The organism is Streptomyces sp. NPDC088116 (genome assembly GCF_044741745.1).
Taxonomy (GTDB): Bacteria; Actinomycetota; Actinomycetes; order Streptomycetales; family Streptomycetaceae; genus Streptomyces.
Map to the genome: position 1 here is coordinate 128,745 of NZ_JBIUTF010000009.1, position 15,205 is coordinate 143,949.

Sequence of the window (15,205 nt, forward strand, 5' to 3'; positions counted from 1 at the left end):
AAGGCCCCCGTGATCCGCCGGCCTCAGTCGGCCCGGACCGCCGTCACCCTGAAGGTGTCCCCGCAGACCGTGGGCGACGACGTACTCAACGTCATCGCTTCCTTGGAACCCGGGGGGTACACCTTGAGGAGACTGGGCTTCTCCCAGCAGGATGTGCCCTTGATGCCCCTGTTCAGGGTGTGCAGCGTGACATCCGCGGTGCCACCGGGAGCGAGCCGCACGGCTCCGAGCGCCTCACCCTCGCGGTCGGCCGGTTTCCCTATGGTCGTGCCGTCGCCCGCGAGGAGCGAGACACCCGGGAAGCCCTGGAGCGTGCACGCACTCGTCCCCTTGTTGGTGAGCGTCAGGTTGTAGCGGATGTTGCCCGCACCGGCGTCCGGCGGGCTCAGGCTCAGGCCCAAATGGTCGGCCGTACACCGCGACGCCGCGACGGCCGATTTCTGCTCGCTGCCCTGTGCCGCCGAGGAGGCCGACCCCGCCGCGCGCGTGTCCGACGGCTGCCCCCCCGACGCGTCCGACGCCCCGTCCCCGCCGGTCGCGGAGGACGATCCGGTCCCTGAGGACGTGCCCGTCCCGGAGGGGGAGCCGGCCTCAGGGGAGGCGCCGACGGAAGAACTGCCGGAGCCGGAGCCCGACGTGACCGAGCCGCCGGAGTTGTTGTCGCTTCCGCACGCGGCCGTTCCGACGGCCAGGAGTGCCACGGCCGCCGCCATGGCACCCACGCGCCATGCCCGGCCGGCCCTCACCTGCCGTGTCCCGTCCGTGTCGGGGGATGACGTCCCGTTGGTCTGGTGATGATCGAACATGCCGTCCACCTGCCCATCTGTGTCACACGCGCACACCACGTACATGTACCCGGAAATCGCGGCGACCTCCCCCGACCGCGCCCGACCCCTTACGCCCCTTGTCCGGCCGGGCGGAACCGCGGCGGCGGTGTGAGACTGCCAGTGAGGAGGTGACGCCCGGTGGCGAGTGAATCTCCCGCACCAGACCCCGCACCAGACCCCGCAGCAGACCCCACACCGGTCCCCGCACCGGAATCCGCACTCGATCCTGACGTCCGCCTCGACGAACAGCTGCTCGAAGAGTTGCTCACCGAGGTCCACACGGCGGCCCCGATGGAACTGCCGATCCTCGTGAACCGGTGTGCGACCGCGGTCGGTCTTGAAGAAATCGTCATTTATCTCGTAGACCTCCAGCAGCGGCATCTGGTTCCCCTCACCCACGGTCTGCCCACCATCGATGTGGACTTCTCCACGGCCGGCTGGGCCTATCGCACCCTCGACCTGCGCATCGAGGATTCCGGGGAATCGGAACTCACCGCCTGGCTACCGCTGGTCGACGGGGCGGAGCGGCTCGGCATCCTCGGCGTACGGATGGATTCGCTCGACCTCGCACGGCTGCGGCGCTGCCGCATGATCGCCTCCGTGCTCGCGATGGCCATCACCTCGAAGCGGGCCTACAGCGACAGCTTCGCGCGCCATGCCCGTACCGAATCCATGGACCTGCCCGCGGAGATGCTCCGCTCCCTGCTGCCCCCACGGACGATCGGCAACGACTACGCCGTGTCGACGGCGGTGCTGGAACCCGCGTACCACATCGGCGGCGACGCGTTCGACCACTCCCTGACCGAATCCACCCTGCATGCCGCGATCTTCGACGCCATGGGCCACAACCTCGCCTCGGGCCTGACCACCGCCGTGGCGATGGCCGGCTGCCGCAATGCCCGCAGGGCGGGTGCCGAACTCCCCCAGCTCATCCGCACCATCGACAAGGCGCTGAGCCAATGGCTCCCCGACCAGTACTGCACCGGCGTCGTCAGCCGGCTGAATCTGGCGGACGGGGTCTTCCGGTGGTGCAACTGCGGCCATCCGCCGCCCCTGCTCATCCGCGACGAGCGGGTACTGGAGAAGGCCCTGGAGCGGTCGCCGCAGCCGCCGATGGGGCTGCCCGCCCAGTTCGCCGGGACCACCCGCGAGGCCCATGAGGTCAGGCTCGAACCGGGCGACCGCGTGCTCTTCTACACGGACGGGGTGACGGAAGCGCGGGTCGAGGGCGGCGAGGAGTTCGGTCTCGACGGCTTCACCAGCTCCATCATCCGGGGGTCGGCGGCCGGTGAGCTGACCCCGGAGGTGCTGCGCCGGCTCATCCACTCGATCCTCGACCGTCAGAACGACCAGCTGCGCGACGACGCCACGCTCCTGCTCATCGAGTGGCGCCCGCCGCGTCCGTGACAACGGCCGGCGCGGCCCCGGGCGGCCGTGGGCCGTGCGGTCCCGGCCGTACGAGCAGCAGCCCGAGGGTGATCCAGACGTAGGCGTTCGCACCGAGGAAGGCGTCCGGGCCCGTCGAGTCCCAGCGCCACAGCCAGACGACGCTGCTGCACAGGACGACGTACAGCCCGGCGCACACGAGGGGCAGCACACGGCGGTCCCGGTGTCCCTCGTCGAGGCGGCGCAGGGCCGTGTCCGCGAGGACGATCAGGGCGGGGATCAGCCAGACCAGGTGATGCACCCAGGTCACGGGACTGACCAGGCAGGCAGTGAGACCGGTCAGCGCGAACCCGGTCCGGTCGTCGCCCTGGCGTACGGCCACGCGCGAGCGGTACGCCCAGACCGCGAGGACGGCGAGGGCGCACGCCAGCCACACCGCGCGGCTCGGATGGTCCGGCTGGAGCCGTGCGAGGACTCCCTGGAGCGACTGGTTGGAGACATAGCTGAGCGAGCCGACGCGGTCCGTGTTCCACAGGGCGTCGGTCCAGAAGGCCCGGGAGGCCCCGGGGTCGATCAGGGCCGCGACCAGCGTGGCCGCACCGGCCGTGGCCGTCGCCAGTGCCGCCTGCCGTCGGCGGCCGGTGATCAGCAGATAGCCGATGAAGAGGGCCGGCGTGAGCTTGATCGCGGTCGCCAGGCCGATGCCGATGCCCGCGTACCGGCCGCGCCCGGTGGCCAGCAGTCGCGCGTCGGTGAAGACGAGCGCGACGAGCAGCAGGTTCACCTGCCCGAAGCTGAAGGTGTCGCGGACGGGTTCGAACAGGGCGAACAGGCAGCCCACCACGGTGAAGGCGAACCAGGGGCGCCACCGCGCGCGTTGGATGACAGGTCCGGCCAGCCAGCGCAGCAGCAGGGCCGACGCCACGACACTCAGCGCGATGCTGATCCCGACGGCCACGGGCCAGGGGACCAGCGCCATCGGCGCCATGGACACGGCGGCGAACGGCGGGTAGGTGAAGCCGTAGTGGGTGCCGGGCCTGACGTAGTCGTAGATCCGGCCGCCCCGGTGGATCCAGTCGTCGACCGTGCCGTAGTAGACGCCGACATCGAAGAAGTCCCGGTGGAGGGGGACGGTGGCGAGGAAGACGGCGGTGGTCACGACCAGGGACACGGCCACGGCCGCCCGGCCGCCCGCGGTCGCCACGGCCCGGCGGGGCCACTTCATGACACGGTCCGTGTACGGGAGGCGGCGCGGGAGTACGAGAGGTCACGCGAGGAGGAGGACAAGGCGCCCGTACCCGACAGCTGGATCATCCACCACAGCGCGAGCAGAGCGAGCAGGCCGCCTCCCACCGCGAGCGTCAACTGCGCCCCGTCCGGTGGCGATCCGCTGGGCAGCAGGCCCAGCGCGAGGACTCCGCTGCCCACCGCGGCCCAGCGCCGTACACGGCCGTCGGGCGCGGCGGCGGCGATCAGGAACAGCCCCCACAGCGCGTACCAGGGCCGGAAGGCCGGGCCCAGCGCGAAGACCGCCAGCAGGCTCAGCGCCAGCGCGTAGACCGGGCCGAGACGCACCCGCCGCAGCCAGAGCACGACCACGGCCACGACCGTGGCCAGCAGACCGAACCACCGCCACGCCGGTACGGCCGACTCACCGAGTCCGCCGCCCAGAGTGTCGAGCAGCGCGCCGGTGAGCCGGCCGAGCGCGCTGGTCAGCGACCAGTTGTCGGGCGAGACGGGGGTGGAGAGCGTGTTGAGCCAGCCGTAGCCGGTGCCGGTCACGGCGGTCACCAGGGCCGTGGTGGCCAGGGCGACCGCGCAGGTCAGCGCGGCGGCTCTGAGCGTAGGGGCGCGTCCCGTGAGCCGGGCCGCCCAGAGCGCGGCCACCGCCGTCAGGCCGAGCGCTGCGGGTGCCTTCACCAGCGCGGCGAGTGTGACGAGGACCGCCGCACCGGCGGACCACCCACCTGGGGCGTAGCGCGAAAGGCCCACGGGCCCCGCCCCGCGGGCGGACGGCGCCGCTTTCGCGACACCCCCGAGGGCCGCGACGAGTCCGGCGCCGAGCAGCCCGATCATCAGGGCGTCGTTGTGCGCTCCCGCGACAAGGTGCAGCAGTACGAGCGGGTTGAGCGCGCCGAGCCAGAGCGCGGCGGACCGGTCGACACCGCAGCGGTCGGCGAGCAGCGGCAGAAAGGCGATCATCAGCCCGACGCCGAGCAGCGCGACGAGCCGCATGCCGAGCAGGGCGGCGGACAGGTCGGTACGGGCGAGGCCCGCGGCCTTCTCCGCGACGGCGAGGAACACCGGGCCGTACGGGGCCGGAGTGTGCCGCCACACGGGGGCCACCTCGGTCGCGAGCGGCCCGCCCAGATGCGCGGGTCCGTGGGCGTACACGTCGATGTGCGCGTCGACCATGGCGCCCTGCGCGAGATAGCTGTACACGTCCCGGCTGAACAGCGGCGGCCCGAGCAGCAGCGGCGTCGCCCACAGTCCGAGGGTCACGAGCAGTTCGCGCGGTGCCGGCGGGCGCGGGCCCCGTACCGCGCGGCCCAGCCACCACCAGGCCGCGATCAGCAGGACCAGTCCGAAGTACGCGCCCAGCAGGCCGACCGCGGCCCGGCCCGACGAGGGCAGGAAGGCTTCCCGTACCGGCAGCGCGCCCGCGGTCAGCCCACCGGCGGTGAGCACGGCGGACCCCACGAGCCCCAGCGTCCGGCATCGGTTCGGGTCCACGTCGGTGGTCAGGGCGAACATCCGTGGAGGCTCGCAGCAGGGGGTGACCGGAAGACGACGTCGCCGCCACGCCCCTCTGAACGCCCGACGGCGGAAATAAGGGGCCCGTCGATGACGGACGATCACAAGTGACCGGAAGGTGACCACGATTGACACGAAGCCGAGCGGACCATCGGCACGCCTTTCCCTGGGGCGCCGACACCTGCGCTTGTATAGGGCCAATGGACCACATCACGATTCTTGTGGGAGTGGTGATCGCGACCGCTCTGGCGTTCGACTTCACCAACGGATTCCATGACACCGCGAATGCCATGGCCACGTCGATCGCCACGAGGGCGCTGCGCCCCAGGGTCGCCGTGCTCATCAGTGGTGCCCTCAATATCGCGGGTGCCTTTCTGTCCACGGAGGTCGCCAAGACCATCTCCGGCGGCATCGTGGACGATGGTCTGATCACCCCGGGCATGGTGTTCGCGGGTCTGATCGGCGCCATCCTGTGGAATCTGACCACCTGGCTGGTGGGGCTCCCGTCCAGTTCCTCGCACGCGTTGTTCGGCGGCCTGATCGGCGCCGTGTGGGTGGGCGCGGGCGAGCACGGCGTGCACTTCGCCAAGGTGCTCGAGAAGATCGTCATCCCGGCACTCGCCTCCCCTGTGGTGGCCGCCGTCGCCGCGCTGCTGGCCACGTATCTCGCCTACCTGCTGACCGCGGGGGGCCGGGACTCCTCGGTCAACCGGGGGTTCCGGCTCGGGCAGATCGCCTCCGCCTCGCTGGTGTCCCTGGCCCACGGGACCAACGACGCCCAGAAGACCATGGGCGTCATCACGCTCACCCTGATCTCCGTGAACGCGCTCCCGCCGGGCGCGGGGCCGCCCATGTGGGTCATCGGCGCTTCGGGGCTGGCCATCGGACTCGGTACGTACCTGGGCGGCTGGCGCATCATCAGGACCATGGGCAAGGGCCTCACCGACATCCGCGCCCCGCAGGGCTTCGCCGCGGAATCCTCCGCCGCGACCGTCATCCTGACCTCCGCCCACCTCGGCTTCGCCCTGTCCACGACGCAGGTCTGCTCCGGCAGCATCATCGGCGCGGGGCTCGGCCGCAAGCCGGCACACGTGCGCTGGGGCACCGCCGCGCGCATGGTCCTCGCCTGGGGCGTCACCCTCCCCGCCTCGGCGTCCGTCGGGGCTCTCGCCGCGACCGTGATCGTGTACGGCGGAACCATCGGCACCGTCGTGGCCGCCCTGGTGGCCGCCGCAGTGGCGACCTTCATCGTGATCGTGTCCCGCCGTAACCCGGTCAACGCTCGCAACGTCAACGACGGACACACCGTGACGATCCGCCCCAGCACGGCCAAGGCGAACGTCTGAGGGGAAGAGGACCGGATGGATCTGGAGTGGAGTTCCCTGGGCGAAGTGGTGCTCGTCAGTATCGGCGCGACCGTGGGCGTGATGATCGTCTTCGCACTGGGGGTGCGGGCTCTCTCACCGCAGGAGGGACGGCCGGTCGCGCTGTCGAGGGCCGTCGCCGGGCTGTGCTTCGCCGCGTGCGCGGCAGCGGTCGGGTACGGGCTGTATCTGATCGTGCCGCAGTTCCACTGACCGGGTTGCCGGCGCACGCGCCCGCGCCGATCCCGCCCGGCCTGATCCGGGGTGGGGCGGTGCGGACGCGCGGCCGGCGGCCGGCCGGACCGCCCCGCGCCTCCCCTCGCGCACCACGTTCATAGGACCATCCCGCACTTACCGGACGCGCCGGATTCGGCTATCCAGGTAGGGACAAAGCTCCTCATATCGTGCGCGTGTGTCTCTCCCGAGGCCTCGCCGGAGTTCCCAACGAGGAGGGGATGATGACCGCCACACCGGTATCCGAGGGCAGCACAGCGCCCGGCGGAGAGAACACGGAAGAAGCACCGACGGTCCATATTCTCTGGATCAACGCGGGGCTGAGCTGCGACGGAGACTCCGTCTCGCTCACCGCGGCCACCCAGCCGAGCATCGAGGAACTCGCACTCGGCGCTCTGCCAGGACTGCCCAAGGTGGCCGTGCACTGGCCCCTGATCGACTTCGAATGCGGCCCCGTCCAGGGCGCCGACAACTTCATCGAGTGGTTCTTCAAGGCGGAGCGCGGCGAGATAGACCCGTACGTGCTGGTCGTCGAGGGATCCATTCCCAACGAGTCGATCAAGAACGAGGGCTACTGGTGCGGCTTCGGGGACGATCCCGAGACCGGCCAGCCCATCACCACCAGCGAGTGGATCGACCGGCTCGCTCCGAAGGCGCTGGCCGTCGTGGCCATCGGCACCTGCGCGACCTACGGCGGGATCCACGCCATGGAGGGCAACCCGACCGGCGCGATGGGCGTCCCCGACTACCTGGGCTGGGACTGGAAGTCGCAGGCGGGCATCCCGATCGTCTGCATCCCCGGCTGCCCGGTCCACCCGGACAACGCCTCGGAGACCCTGCTCTACCTGCTCTACCAGGCCGCCGGATCCGCGCCGATGATCCCGCTCGACGAACAGCTGCGCCCGTCCTGGCTGTTCGGCGCCACCGTGCACGAGGGATGTGACCGGGCCGGCTACTACGAGCAGGGCCAGTTCGCGACCGAGTACGGCTCACCGCAGTGCCTGGTGAAACTGGGCTGCTGGGGTCCGGTCGTCAAGTGCAACGTCCCCAAGCGCGGCTGGATCAACGGTGTCGGCGGCTGTCCCAACGTGGGCGGCATCTGTATCGCCTGCACGATGCCCGGCTTCCCGGACAAGTTCATGCCCTTCATGGACGAGCCACCGGGCGGCCATGTGTCTGCGGCGGCCAGCGGCGCGTACGGCAAGGTCATCCGCAAACTGCGCGGTGTCACGGCCAGGACCGTCGACAAGGAACCGAAGTGGCGCCGCAAGGGAGAGAAGATCCTGACCGGCTACCACCCTCCGTGGTGATCCGTCCGCACCGGAACGCCACACACGAAACGCCACACGGGAACGTGATCGGTCCGCGGATCGAGTCGCGGCCGCAGCGATGAAGGTACGCCGCACAGCCGCCGGCGACAGGCGGCAGAGCACGGCAGAAGAAGCCCCCACCGCCCAGGAAAGGTGCGCACCCCATGGCGCCGAAGACGAAGCGAGCCGAGGACGGCAGTGGCCTGATGGAGATGTCCTGGGATCCGATCACCCGGATCGTGGGCAGCCTCGGCATCCACACGAAGATCGACTTCAAGCAGAAGCGGGTGGCCGAGTGCTACAGCACCTCGTCCGTCTTCCGCGGCTACAGCGTGTTCATGCGGGGCAAGGACCCGCGGGACGCGCACTTCATCACCAGCCGCATCTGCGGCATCTGCGGTGACAACCACGCGACCTGTTCGGTGTACGCGCAGAACATGGCGTACGGCGTGAAGCCTCCGCACCTCGGCGAGTGGATCATGAACCTCGGCGAGGCGGCGGAGTACATGTTCGACCACAACATCTTCCAGGAGAACCTGGTCGGGGTGGACTACTGCGAGAAGATGGTCCGCGAGACCAACCCCGGCGTGCTGGAGCTGGCCGAACGCACCGAGGCACCCCACGCGGCCGACCACGGCTACCGCACGATCGCCGACATCATGCGCTCGCTCAACCCGCTGGAGGGCGAGTTCTACCGGGAGGCGCTGCAAGTCAGCCGCTACACCCGGGAGATGTTCTGCCTCATGGAGGGGCGGCACGTCCACCCCTCCACGCTCTACCCGGGCGGCGTCGGGACCGTGGCCACCATCCAGCTGTTCACGGACTACCTGACCCGGCTGATGCGCTACGTGGAGTTCATGAAGCGCGTCGTCCCGCTCCACGACGACCTGTTCGACTTCTTCTACGAGGCCCTGCCCGGGTACGAGGAGGTCGGCCGGCGGCGCGTGCTGCTCGGCTGCTGGGGCGCGCTCAACGACCCCGAGCACTGCGACTTCACGTACCGGAACATGTCCGACTGGGGCCGTCGCATGTTCGTCACCCCCGGGATCGTCGTCGACGGCAAGCTGGTCACCAACGATCTCGTCGACATCAACCTCGGCATCCGGATCCTGCTCGGCAGCTCGTACTACGACGACTGGGCGGGCCAGGAGACGTTCGTCGACCGCGACCCGCTGGGCAACCCCGTCGACGCGCGCCATCCGTGGAACCAGCACACCATCCCGGCCCCGCAGAAGCGGGACTTCGCGGACAAGTACAGCTGGGTGATGTCCCCGCGCTGGTTCGACGGTACGGACCATCTGGCGCTGGACACCGGCGGCGGTCCCATCGCGCGGCTGTGGTCCACCGCCCTCTCCGGGCTGGTCGACTTCGGCTACGTACAGGCCACCGGCCACAGCGTCAAGATCAACCTGCCGCGCACGATGACCAAGCCGGAAGCCCATCTGGAGTGGCGCATCCCGCGGTGGAGCAACGCCCTGGAGCGCAACCGCGCCCGGACCTACTTCCAGGCGTACGCGGCGGCCTGCGCCCTGCACTTCGCCGAGCAGGCGATGGAGGAGGTGCGCTCCGGCCACACCCAGACCTGGGAGAGCTTCGAGGTGCCGGACGAGTCCATCGGCGTCGGCTTCACCGAGGCGGTACGGGGTGTGCTGTCCCACCACATGGTGATCAGGGACGGCAAGATCGCCAACTACCACCCGTACCCGCCGACCCCGTGGAACGCGAGCGTGCGCGACTCCTACGGCACGCCGGGCCCGTACGAGGACGCGGTGCAGAACACCCCGATCTTCGAGGAGAACCCCCCGGACACCTTCAAGGGCATCGACATCATGCGGGCCGTGCGCAGCTTCGACCCGTGTCTGCCCTGCGGCGTGCACATGTACGTCGGCGGCGGCCGGACGGTGCAGGAGATGCACATGCCCACCGGGCTCAGCGGACTGGCGGGCTGACCGTACGCCGGACGCCGCACAGCGGAACGCATGGGGACGGCCGCGACGAGGTGGCCGTCCCCGCCGGAGCGGCGGCACCACCGGAACACCGGAAACCACCGGAACCACCGGAGGAAAGGCACCGTGACATGGCAGCAACGGCCAAGGAGCAGCAGGCCGGTGAGCACATCGCCGCGCTGCTCGACGAACTCGGCAGGTCGATGGGCCCGGCGGGACGCGACCTCGCGGACGAACTCGTGCGCAGCATCGTCGAGTTCTACGGGACCGGCCTGGCCCGTGTCGTCGAGCTGCTGGGCGACGCACCGGACGGCACCGATCCACTGGACCTGCTCGGCGGCGACGAACTCGTCGGCGGGCTGCTGGTACTGCACGATCTCCACCCCGAGGACACCATGACCCGGGTGGGGCGGGCGCTGGACGAGGTCCGCCCGTATCTGGGGTCGCACGCGGGCGATGTGGAGATCGCCGGAATCGAGTCGGCCGCGGACGACAGGGCGGACGGAGCCGACGTCGGCGGAGCCGAAGGCATGACGCTGCGGCTACGGCTGCGCGGCAGCTGCGACGGCTGTCCGTCCTCCGCTCAGACCGTGCGGTGGACCATCGAGGAGGCCGTGGCCCGCCGCGCCCCCGAGATCGAGCGGGTGGAGGTCGAGGGCGTGACGGAGGAGGAGCCGCAGCCGAAGCTTCTCCAGATCCGGTCCCGGCCGCCGGACGACACCACTGCCGTGGAGGCGCCGTCCCCCGGTTCCGCGACGTCCGCCGGACCGGCCGGAGACGCTCCGGTCCAGTGGCACCCGCTGCCCGCGCCGCCGCCGTCGGCCGACGGACAGAGCGTGGTCCACGAGGTGGCGGGCACGCCCCTGCTGCTGGTCCGGCTGCCCGGCAACCTCTACGCGTACCGCGACCACTGCCCGCTCTGCGCGGGCCGGCTGGGCGACGCGGTGGTGGACGGGGACGTACTGCGCTGCCCGGACTGTGCGGCGCAGTACGACATCCGCCGGGCCGGCCGGGGCGAGCGCGGCCATCTGGAGCCGGTGCCCCTGCTGGAGGAGAACGGTTCCGTACGGGTGGCGCTGCCGGGCGTCCTGCTGCCGGCGGGGTCATGAGGGCCCGGCCCGCGCCGACCGGGGGCGCTTTCACCGCCCGTGGCCCGAGCGGCGGCACGAACCCGGCCGCGGACGCCGAAACGGACCCGGACACGGGAACGGGAACGGTCCCTGACACGGCTCCTCCCTCGTCCATCGCGTCCGTACCGGCCGCGCTGCGAGGCTTCACCCGGCGCCCGCCGCCCGCTCAGGAACGCTGCGAGCTGTGCGCCGAGCCACTGGCCCCGGAACACCGGCACCTGGTGGACACCAGGAAGCGGTCGCTGCTGTGCGCCTGCACCGGCTGCTATCTGCTCTTCACCCGGCCGGGAGCCGGTGCGGGCCACTTCCGGGCCGTCCCCGACCGGTATCTGGTCGATCCGGACTTCACCCTGGACGAGGCGAGCTGGAACCGCCTCCAGATCCCCGTCGGGCTCGCGTTCTTCTTCCGCAACTCGGAACTGGACCGGCTGGCCGCGTTCTACCCCAGCCCCGCCGGCGCCACGGAGAGCGAGCTGGATCCCGGCACCTGGCGGGAGGTCCTCGGTCACAGCCGGCTCGCCGCGCTGCTCCGGCCGGACACCGAGGCACTGCTGATTCGGCGTGAACGCGGCTCCGACGGTGCCTCCAGTGGTACCGGCGCGGGGAGCACCGAGTGCTATCTGGTGCCCGTGGACACCTGTTACGAGCTGGTGGGCCGGATGCGGCTGCACTGGCAGGGATTCGACGGCGGAGCCGAGGCCCGTGCCGACCTGACGGACTTCTTCACCCGCGTCCGCGCGGCGGCCCGCCCGGTGACCGAGGAGGACGGTTCATGACCGATCTGGCGTTCTCCTGCGTCGATGTACGGCCCGAACCGTACGGTGCGGGCCCGACCCTGCTGTTCCGCCTGCGGATCGAGGCGGAGCCGGGCGAGCGCGTCCACGCCGTCGCACTGCGCTGTCAGATGCGCATCGAGCCCGTTCAACGGCGCTACGCACCGGCCGAGGTGGAGATGCTGGGCGATCTCTTCGGTGAGCCCGACCGCTGGAGCACCACGCTCAAGCCGCTCCAGTTCGCCCACGCCTCGCTGACCGTGCCCGGCTTCACCGGGTCCACCGAGATCGACCTGCCGGTGATCTGCACGTACGACATGGAGGTGGCCTCGGCCAAGTACTTCCGCGCTCTCGCGGACGGCGAGGTCCCGCTCCTCCTGCTGTTCTCCGGCACCGTCTTCTGCGGCGAGCGCGGCTTCACGGCGGAGCCGATCGCCTGGCACAAGGAGACCGGATTCCGGATGCCGGTCAAGGTCTGGCAGCACATGATCGAGCAGTACTTCCCCGGCTCCGGCTGGCTGCGGATCCGCGACGACTGCCTCGAATCGCTGCGTCGTTACCGCTCGGAGCGGGCCCTGCCCTCCTGGGAGCTGGTCTTCGAGGAGCTGCTGCGCACCGCCCGCGACCCCATGTCGGCCCCGGCCGAACCCGGCCCCCGAGGAAGGCAGTCATGACGCGAGACACCACCGTGGACCGTGTGACGGCGGGCTTCACCGAGGCCCGCCGGGTCGCCGACGCCCTGCTGTTCGAGGGGTATGTGCTGTATCCGTACCGGGCCTCCGCGCGCAAGAACCAACTGCGGTGGCAGTTCGGCGTGTTGGTGCCGCCCTCCTGGGAGGACGCGCACAGCGAGCACGCCTGGCAGCGTACGGAATGCCTCGTGGAACCCCGCCGCGCCGGCCAACTCCTGGTCGAGCTGCGCTTCCTTCACGTACGCCGCCGTACGGTCGAGCGTCTCCTGTCCGACGGCGAGAGCTGGGCCGAGGTGGCCGAACTGGACCTGCCCGACCGGGTGCTGGTGCCGTGGGACGAGGCGGAGGAGGAGCGGATCGAGGTCCAGGTTCCGCTCGACCGGCTCACTGGGGGCGGGCACACCGTACGGTTCGACCGGCCCGGCGGGGTGGACCACGAGCCCATCGACGACGGCGGACGCCGTGTCATCGGCCGGCTGGTGCGGCGCGTCCGGCCGCTGGCGGGCGAGATCCATCTGGCCACCGAACCGCTGCCGGGTCCTTACGGAGCGCTGCGGCTGACCGCGACCGTACGCAATGTGTCGCCCTGGGCACCGGACCGGACGGTGGACGGCGGCGACCGTGCGGCGGCCCTGCCCCACAGCCTGATCGGGGCACATCTGCTGCTCGGTCTGCCCGGAGGCCGGTTCCTGTCGATGACGGACCCGCCTCAATGGGCACGGCCCGCAGCCCAGGTCTGCCGCAATGAGCACACCTGGCCGGTGCTGGCCTGCGAAGAAGGCCGCGACGACGTCCTGTTGTCCTCTCCGATCATCCTGGACGACCATCCCTCCCTCGCCGCGGAGAGCCCGGGACCGCTCTACGACGCCACCGAGATCGACGAGATCCTCTCGCTGCGGACGGCGGCGCTCACCGACCAGGAGAAGCGCGAGGCACGCGGGACGGACGCGCGCGCCGCCGAGGTGATCGACCTGGTCGACGGGATGCCGGCCGAGGTCATGGAGCGCCTGCACGGCGCGATCCGCGGTCTGCGCGAGGTGACGGGCGACGTGGCCGCCGGACAGGACCGGGGCCCCAGCGCCGCGCCGTCCGCCGGGCTGCCGCTGCCCACCGGGTCGCAACTTCCCTGGTGGGACCCCGCCCAGGACACGAGGTTCGCGCCCGGCGAGAGCACCGTGACCGTCGACGGGCAGCTCGTCGCGGCGGGCAGCAGGGTCGTCCTGCGGCCCGGACTGCGCCGCTCCGACGCCCAGGACATCTTCCTGACGGGCCGTACGGCGACGGTCGAAGCGGTGCTCCAGGACTTCGACGGCGAGACGCACATCGCGGTCACGGTCGACGGCGATCCGGGCGTGGACGTACGCCGTCAGCAGGGTCGATTCCTGTACTTCCGGCCGGACGAGGTCGATCCCGCGGAGGACACCGGGGGCGATCTCGCGGCCGGTCCCGAAGGTGCCCCGGCCCGGGACACGAGAGCGCGCACCCCGGAAGGAGGGCGCTGACATGGACTCCGTCTCCGTTTCCCTGCCCGACGGCCGGCACGGCCGGACCCTGGTCGCGGGCATCGGCAACATCTTCCTCGGCGACGACGGCTTCGGAGTGGAGACCGTCCGCCGGCTGACGGGCAGACCGCTGCCGCCCGGCGTGGACCTGATGGACGCGGGGATCCGAGGGGTCCATCTCGCCTACCGGCTCCTCGACGGATACCGCAGGCTCGTCCTCGTCGACACGGTCGGCCGCGGTGACTCCCCGGGCACCCTCTCGGTGATCGAGGTCGATCCCCTCGACATGGAGCGACCGGACACGGACACCGCCGCGCCCGCCCCGATGGACGGTCACGGCATGGACCCGGCGTCGGTACTTCGGCTGGTCCGCGACCTGCGCGCCGGGGCCGGCGGCTCCCTCCCCGGGCAGGTGCTGGTGATCGGCTGCCGGCCCCTCAGCACGGCGGAGGGGATCGGGCTGAGCCCGCCGGTGGCCGCGGCCGTGGGACCGGCGGCCGACCTGGTCCTCGATCTCGTGCGGCGGCCACCGGCCGCGTCGGCCGCCCCGGCCACAGAACCCGGCACCACCACGGCACACACAAGGAGTTGAGTTCCATGCACCTGACGCACCCGATGAAGGGGACCGCCCCCGTCAAGCACCCGGACACGACATGGCTGTGGGTCTGTGCCGGTGTGGTCGCGGCCGCCATGGCGTACGAAACGGCGAAGTCCGTCCCGGACCTGCGCCGCTATCTGCGGATGCGGCGGATGTGAAGGGGCGTGGGGCGACGCGCGGAGGGCCTAACCACCGGCCGGAGGATGACCGGACAGCGGACCGGACAGCGGCTGTACGTCGGCGTCGGCGAGGCCCGGTCCCTTCAGCTGGACATAGCGCTCCAGGAACCGATGCAGCGTGCTGTGAAGTTCACCCAGCCGGACGAACCACAGCGCCAGACTCATCGATCCCGCCGGGGTGATCTCGTACTCGCGACGCGCGGGTCCCGAGGCCGAAGCCCGCCACTGGGAGGAGATCTGACCGCCTTTCTCCATCCCTCGCAGCAGCCGGTACACATGCGCCGACTCCGCCTCGGCCCAGCCGAAGGCGCCCAGGCGCTGGGTGAGTTCGTACCCGTGTCCCGGCCGCTCCGCGAGGAGCAACAGCATGACGGGTGTCATCAGCGCCCGTCGTTCGGTGTCGTGCGTCGTCATGGCTGCGATCTCCTGAGGTGGCCGTGCGACGGTCCGGCGCGGACGCCCGTTCCACGCTAACCAGCCCGTACGGGCCGGGCCAGCCGTCGGGCGCCG

15 protein-coding genes are annotated in these 15,205 nt (G+C 71.0%); 11 read left to right on the top strand and 4 right to left on the bottom strand.

Going from position 1 to position 15,205, the window contains the following annotated elements:
• Positions 1 to 23: 23 nt before the first annotated feature.
• Positions 24 to 806 (bottom strand): DUF4232 domain-containing protein, encoded by a 783-nt coding sequence (locus tag ACIOJD_RS31425; RefSeq protein ID WP_401919559.1) that lies wholly within the window; start codon positions 804 to 806, stop codon positions 24 to 26.
• A gap of 270 nt (positions 807 to 1,076) precedes the next feature.
• On the opposite strand from ACIOJD_RS31425, the gene ACIOJD_RS31430 reads away from it, so the two are divergent.
• Positions 1,077 to 2,234 (top strand): PP2C family protein-serine/threonine phosphatase, encoded by a 1,158-nt coding sequence (locus tag ACIOJD_RS31430; RefSeq protein WP_401919744.1) that lies wholly within the window; start codon positions 1,077 to 1,079, stop codon positions 2,232 to 2,234.
• Here ACIOJD_RS31430 and ACIOJD_RS31435 read toward each other — a convergent pair.
• Together ACIOJD_RS31435 and mptB are read right to left on the bottom strand one after the other, a co-directional pair.
• Complete coding sequence (locus ACIOJD_RS31435; RefSeq protein ID WP_401919560.1) at positions 2,206 to 3,438, bottom strand: glycosyltransferase 87 family protein; 1,233 nt, start codon at positions 3,436 to 3,438, stop codon at positions 2,206 to 2,208. The two genes, ACIOJD_RS31430 and ACIOJD_RS31435, sit on opposite strands and share 29 nt — an antisense overlap.
• Positions 3,435 to 4,967, bottom strand: a complete 1,533-nt coding sequence (gene mptB, locus ACIOJD_RS31440) for a polyprenol phosphomannose-dependent alpha 1,6 mannosyltransferase MptB (protein ID WP_401919562.1) — start codon at positions 4,965 to 4,967, stop codon at positions 3,435 to 3,437. Before mptB ends, ACIOJD_RS31435 begins: the two co-directional genes overlap by 4 nt.
• 200 nt (positions 4,968 to 5,167) lie before the next feature.
• Here mptB and ACIOJD_RS31445 point away from each other — a divergent pair, with 200 nt between their 5' ends.
• The 10 genes from ACIOJD_RS31445 (at position 5,168) to ACIOJD_RS31490 (ending at position 14,674) form a co-directional block, all read left to right on the top strand.
• Entirely contained in the window at positions 5,168 to 6,313 is a 1,146-nt protein-coding gene (locus ACIOJD_RS31445) for an anion permease (RefSeq protein WP_401919563.1), read from the top strand.
• Between the two features lie 15 nt (positions 6,314 to 6,328).
• Complete coding sequence (locus ACIOJD_RS31450; RefSeq protein WP_401919564.1) at positions 6,329 to 6,544, top strand: hypothetical protein; 216 nt, start codon at positions 6,329 to 6,331, stop codon at positions 6,542 to 6,544.
• 242 nt (positions 6,545 to 6,786) lie between these two features.
• Positions 6,787 to 7,875: a hydrogenase expression protein HypE gene (locus ACIOJD_RS31455; protein ID WP_401919746.1), complete on the top strand. Its 1,089-nt coding sequence runs from the start codon at positions 6,787 to 6,789 to the stop codon at positions 7,873 to 7,875.
• 164 nt (positions 7,876 to 8,039) lie between these two features.
• The gene (locus ACIOJD_RS31460) at positions 8,040 to 9,824 is read left to right on the top strand and encodes a nickel-dependent hydrogenase large subunit (protein ID WP_401919566.1); all 1,785 of its coding nucleotides are present in this window, start codon (positions 8,040 to 8,042) and stop codon (positions 9,822 to 9,824) included.
• 128 nt (positions 9,825 to 9,952) lie between these two features.
• Positions 9,953 to 10,930, top strand: coding sequence for a NifU family protein (locus ACIOJD_RS31465; RefSeq protein ID WP_401919568.1), 978 nt, complete (start codon positions 9,953 to 9,955; stop codon positions 10,928 to 10,930).
• Entirely contained in the window at positions 10,927 to 11,727 is an 801-nt protein-coding gene (locus tag ACIOJD_RS31470; RefSeq protein WP_401919569.1) for a DUF5947 family protein, read from the top strand. The genes ACIOJD_RS31465 and ACIOJD_RS31470 overlap by 4 nt, the downstream gene beginning before the upstream one ends.
• Positions 11,724 to 12,398, top strand: coding sequence for a DUF6084 family protein (locus ACIOJD_RS31475; protein WP_401919571.1), 675 nt, complete (start codon positions 11,724 to 11,726; stop codon positions 12,396 to 12,398). The genes ACIOJD_RS31470 and ACIOJD_RS31475 overlap by 4 nt, the downstream gene beginning before the upstream one ends.
• Positions 12,395 to 13,918 (top strand): hypothetical protein, encoded by a 1,524-nt coding sequence (locus ACIOJD_RS31480; RefSeq protein ID WP_401919573.1) that lies wholly within the window; start codon positions 12,395 to 12,397, stop codon positions 13,916 to 13,918. The genes ACIOJD_RS31475 and ACIOJD_RS31480 overlap by 4 nt, the downstream gene beginning before the upstream one ends.
• 1 nt (position 13,919) lies before the next feature.
• A complete protein-coding gene (locus ACIOJD_RS31485) occupies positions 13,920 to 14,510 on the top strand; it encodes a hydrogenase maturation protease (RefSeq protein WP_401919574.1) in 591 nt (196 codons plus the stop codon).
• A 5-nt stretch (positions 14,511 to 14,515) separates the two neighbouring features.
• Positions 14,516 to 14,674 carry a DUF6893 family small protein gene (locus ACIOJD_RS31490; protein ID WP_401919575.1) on the top strand — a complete coding sequence of 53 codons (159 nt, stop codon included), beginning with the start codon at positions 14,516 to 14,518 and terminating at the stop codon, positions 14,672 to 14,674.
• A gap of 27 nt (positions 14,675 to 14,701) precedes the next feature.
• Here the strand turns inward: ACIOJD_RS31490 and ACIOJD_RS31495 are convergent, their stop codons facing one another.
• Positions 14,702 to 15,109: a helix-turn-helix transcriptional regulator gene (locus tag ACIOJD_RS31495; protein ID WP_401919577.1), complete on the bottom strand. Its 408-nt coding sequence runs from the start codon at positions 15,107 to 15,109 to the stop codon at positions 14,702 to 14,704.
• Positions 15,110 to 15,205 lie beyond the last annotated feature (96 nt).

Coding starts and splice junctions, on each gene's coding strand:
- ACIOJD_RS31480 (WP_401919573.1), top strand. CDS start 12,395: ATGACGCGAGACACCACCGTGGACCGTGTGACGGCGGGCTTCACCGAG.
- ACIOJD_RS31450 (WP_401919564.1), top strand. CDS start 6,329: ATGGATCTGGAGTGGAGTTCCCTGGGCGAAGTGGTGCTCGTCAGTATC.
- ACIOJD_RS31475 (WP_401919571.1), top strand. CDS start 11,724: ATGACCGATCTGGCGTTCTCCTGCGTCGATGTACGGCCCGAACCGTAC.
- ACIOJD_RS31455 (WP_401919746.1), top strand. CDS start 6,787: ATGATGACCGCCACACCGGTATCCGAGGGCAGCACAGCGCCCGGCGGA.
- ACIOJD_RS31490 (WP_401919575.1), top strand. CDS start 14,516: ATGCACCTGACGCACCCGATGAAGGGGACCGCCCCCGTCAAGCACCCG.
- ACIOJD_RS31485 (WP_401919574.1), top strand. CDS start 13,920: ATGGACTCCGTCTCCGTTTCCCTGCCCGACGGCCGGCACGGCCGGACC.
- ACIOJD_RS31495 (WP_401919577.1), bottom strand. CDS start 15,109: ATGACGACGCACGACACCGAACGACGGGCGCTGATGACACCCGTCATG.
- ACIOJD_RS31460 (WP_401919566.1), top strand. CDS start 8,040: ATGGCGCCGAAGACGAAGCGAGCCGAGGACGGCAGTGGCCTGATGGAG.
- ACIOJD_RS31465 (WP_401919568.1), top strand. CDS start 9,953: ATGGCAGCAACGGCCAAGGAGCAGCAGGCCGGTGAGCACATCGCCGCG.
- mptB (WP_401919562.1), bottom strand. CDS start 4,967: ATGTTCGCCCTGACCACCGACGTGGACCCGAACCGATGCCGGACGCTG.
- ACIOJD_RS31435 (WP_401919560.1), bottom strand. CDS start 3,438: ATGAAGTGGCCCCGCCGGGCCGTGGCGACCGCGGGCGGCCGGGCGGCC.
- ACIOJD_RS31470 (WP_401919569.1), top strand. CDS start 10,927: ATGAGGGCCCGGCCCGCGCCGACCGGGGGCGCTTTCACCGCCCGTGGC.
- ACIOJD_RS31445 (WP_401919563.1), top strand. CDS start 5,168: ATGGACCACATCACGATTCTTGTGGGAGTGGTGATCGCGACCGCTCTG.
- ACIOJD_RS31425 (WP_401919559.1), bottom strand. CDS start 806: ATGTTCGATCATCACCAGACCAACGGGACGTCATCCCCCGACACGGAC.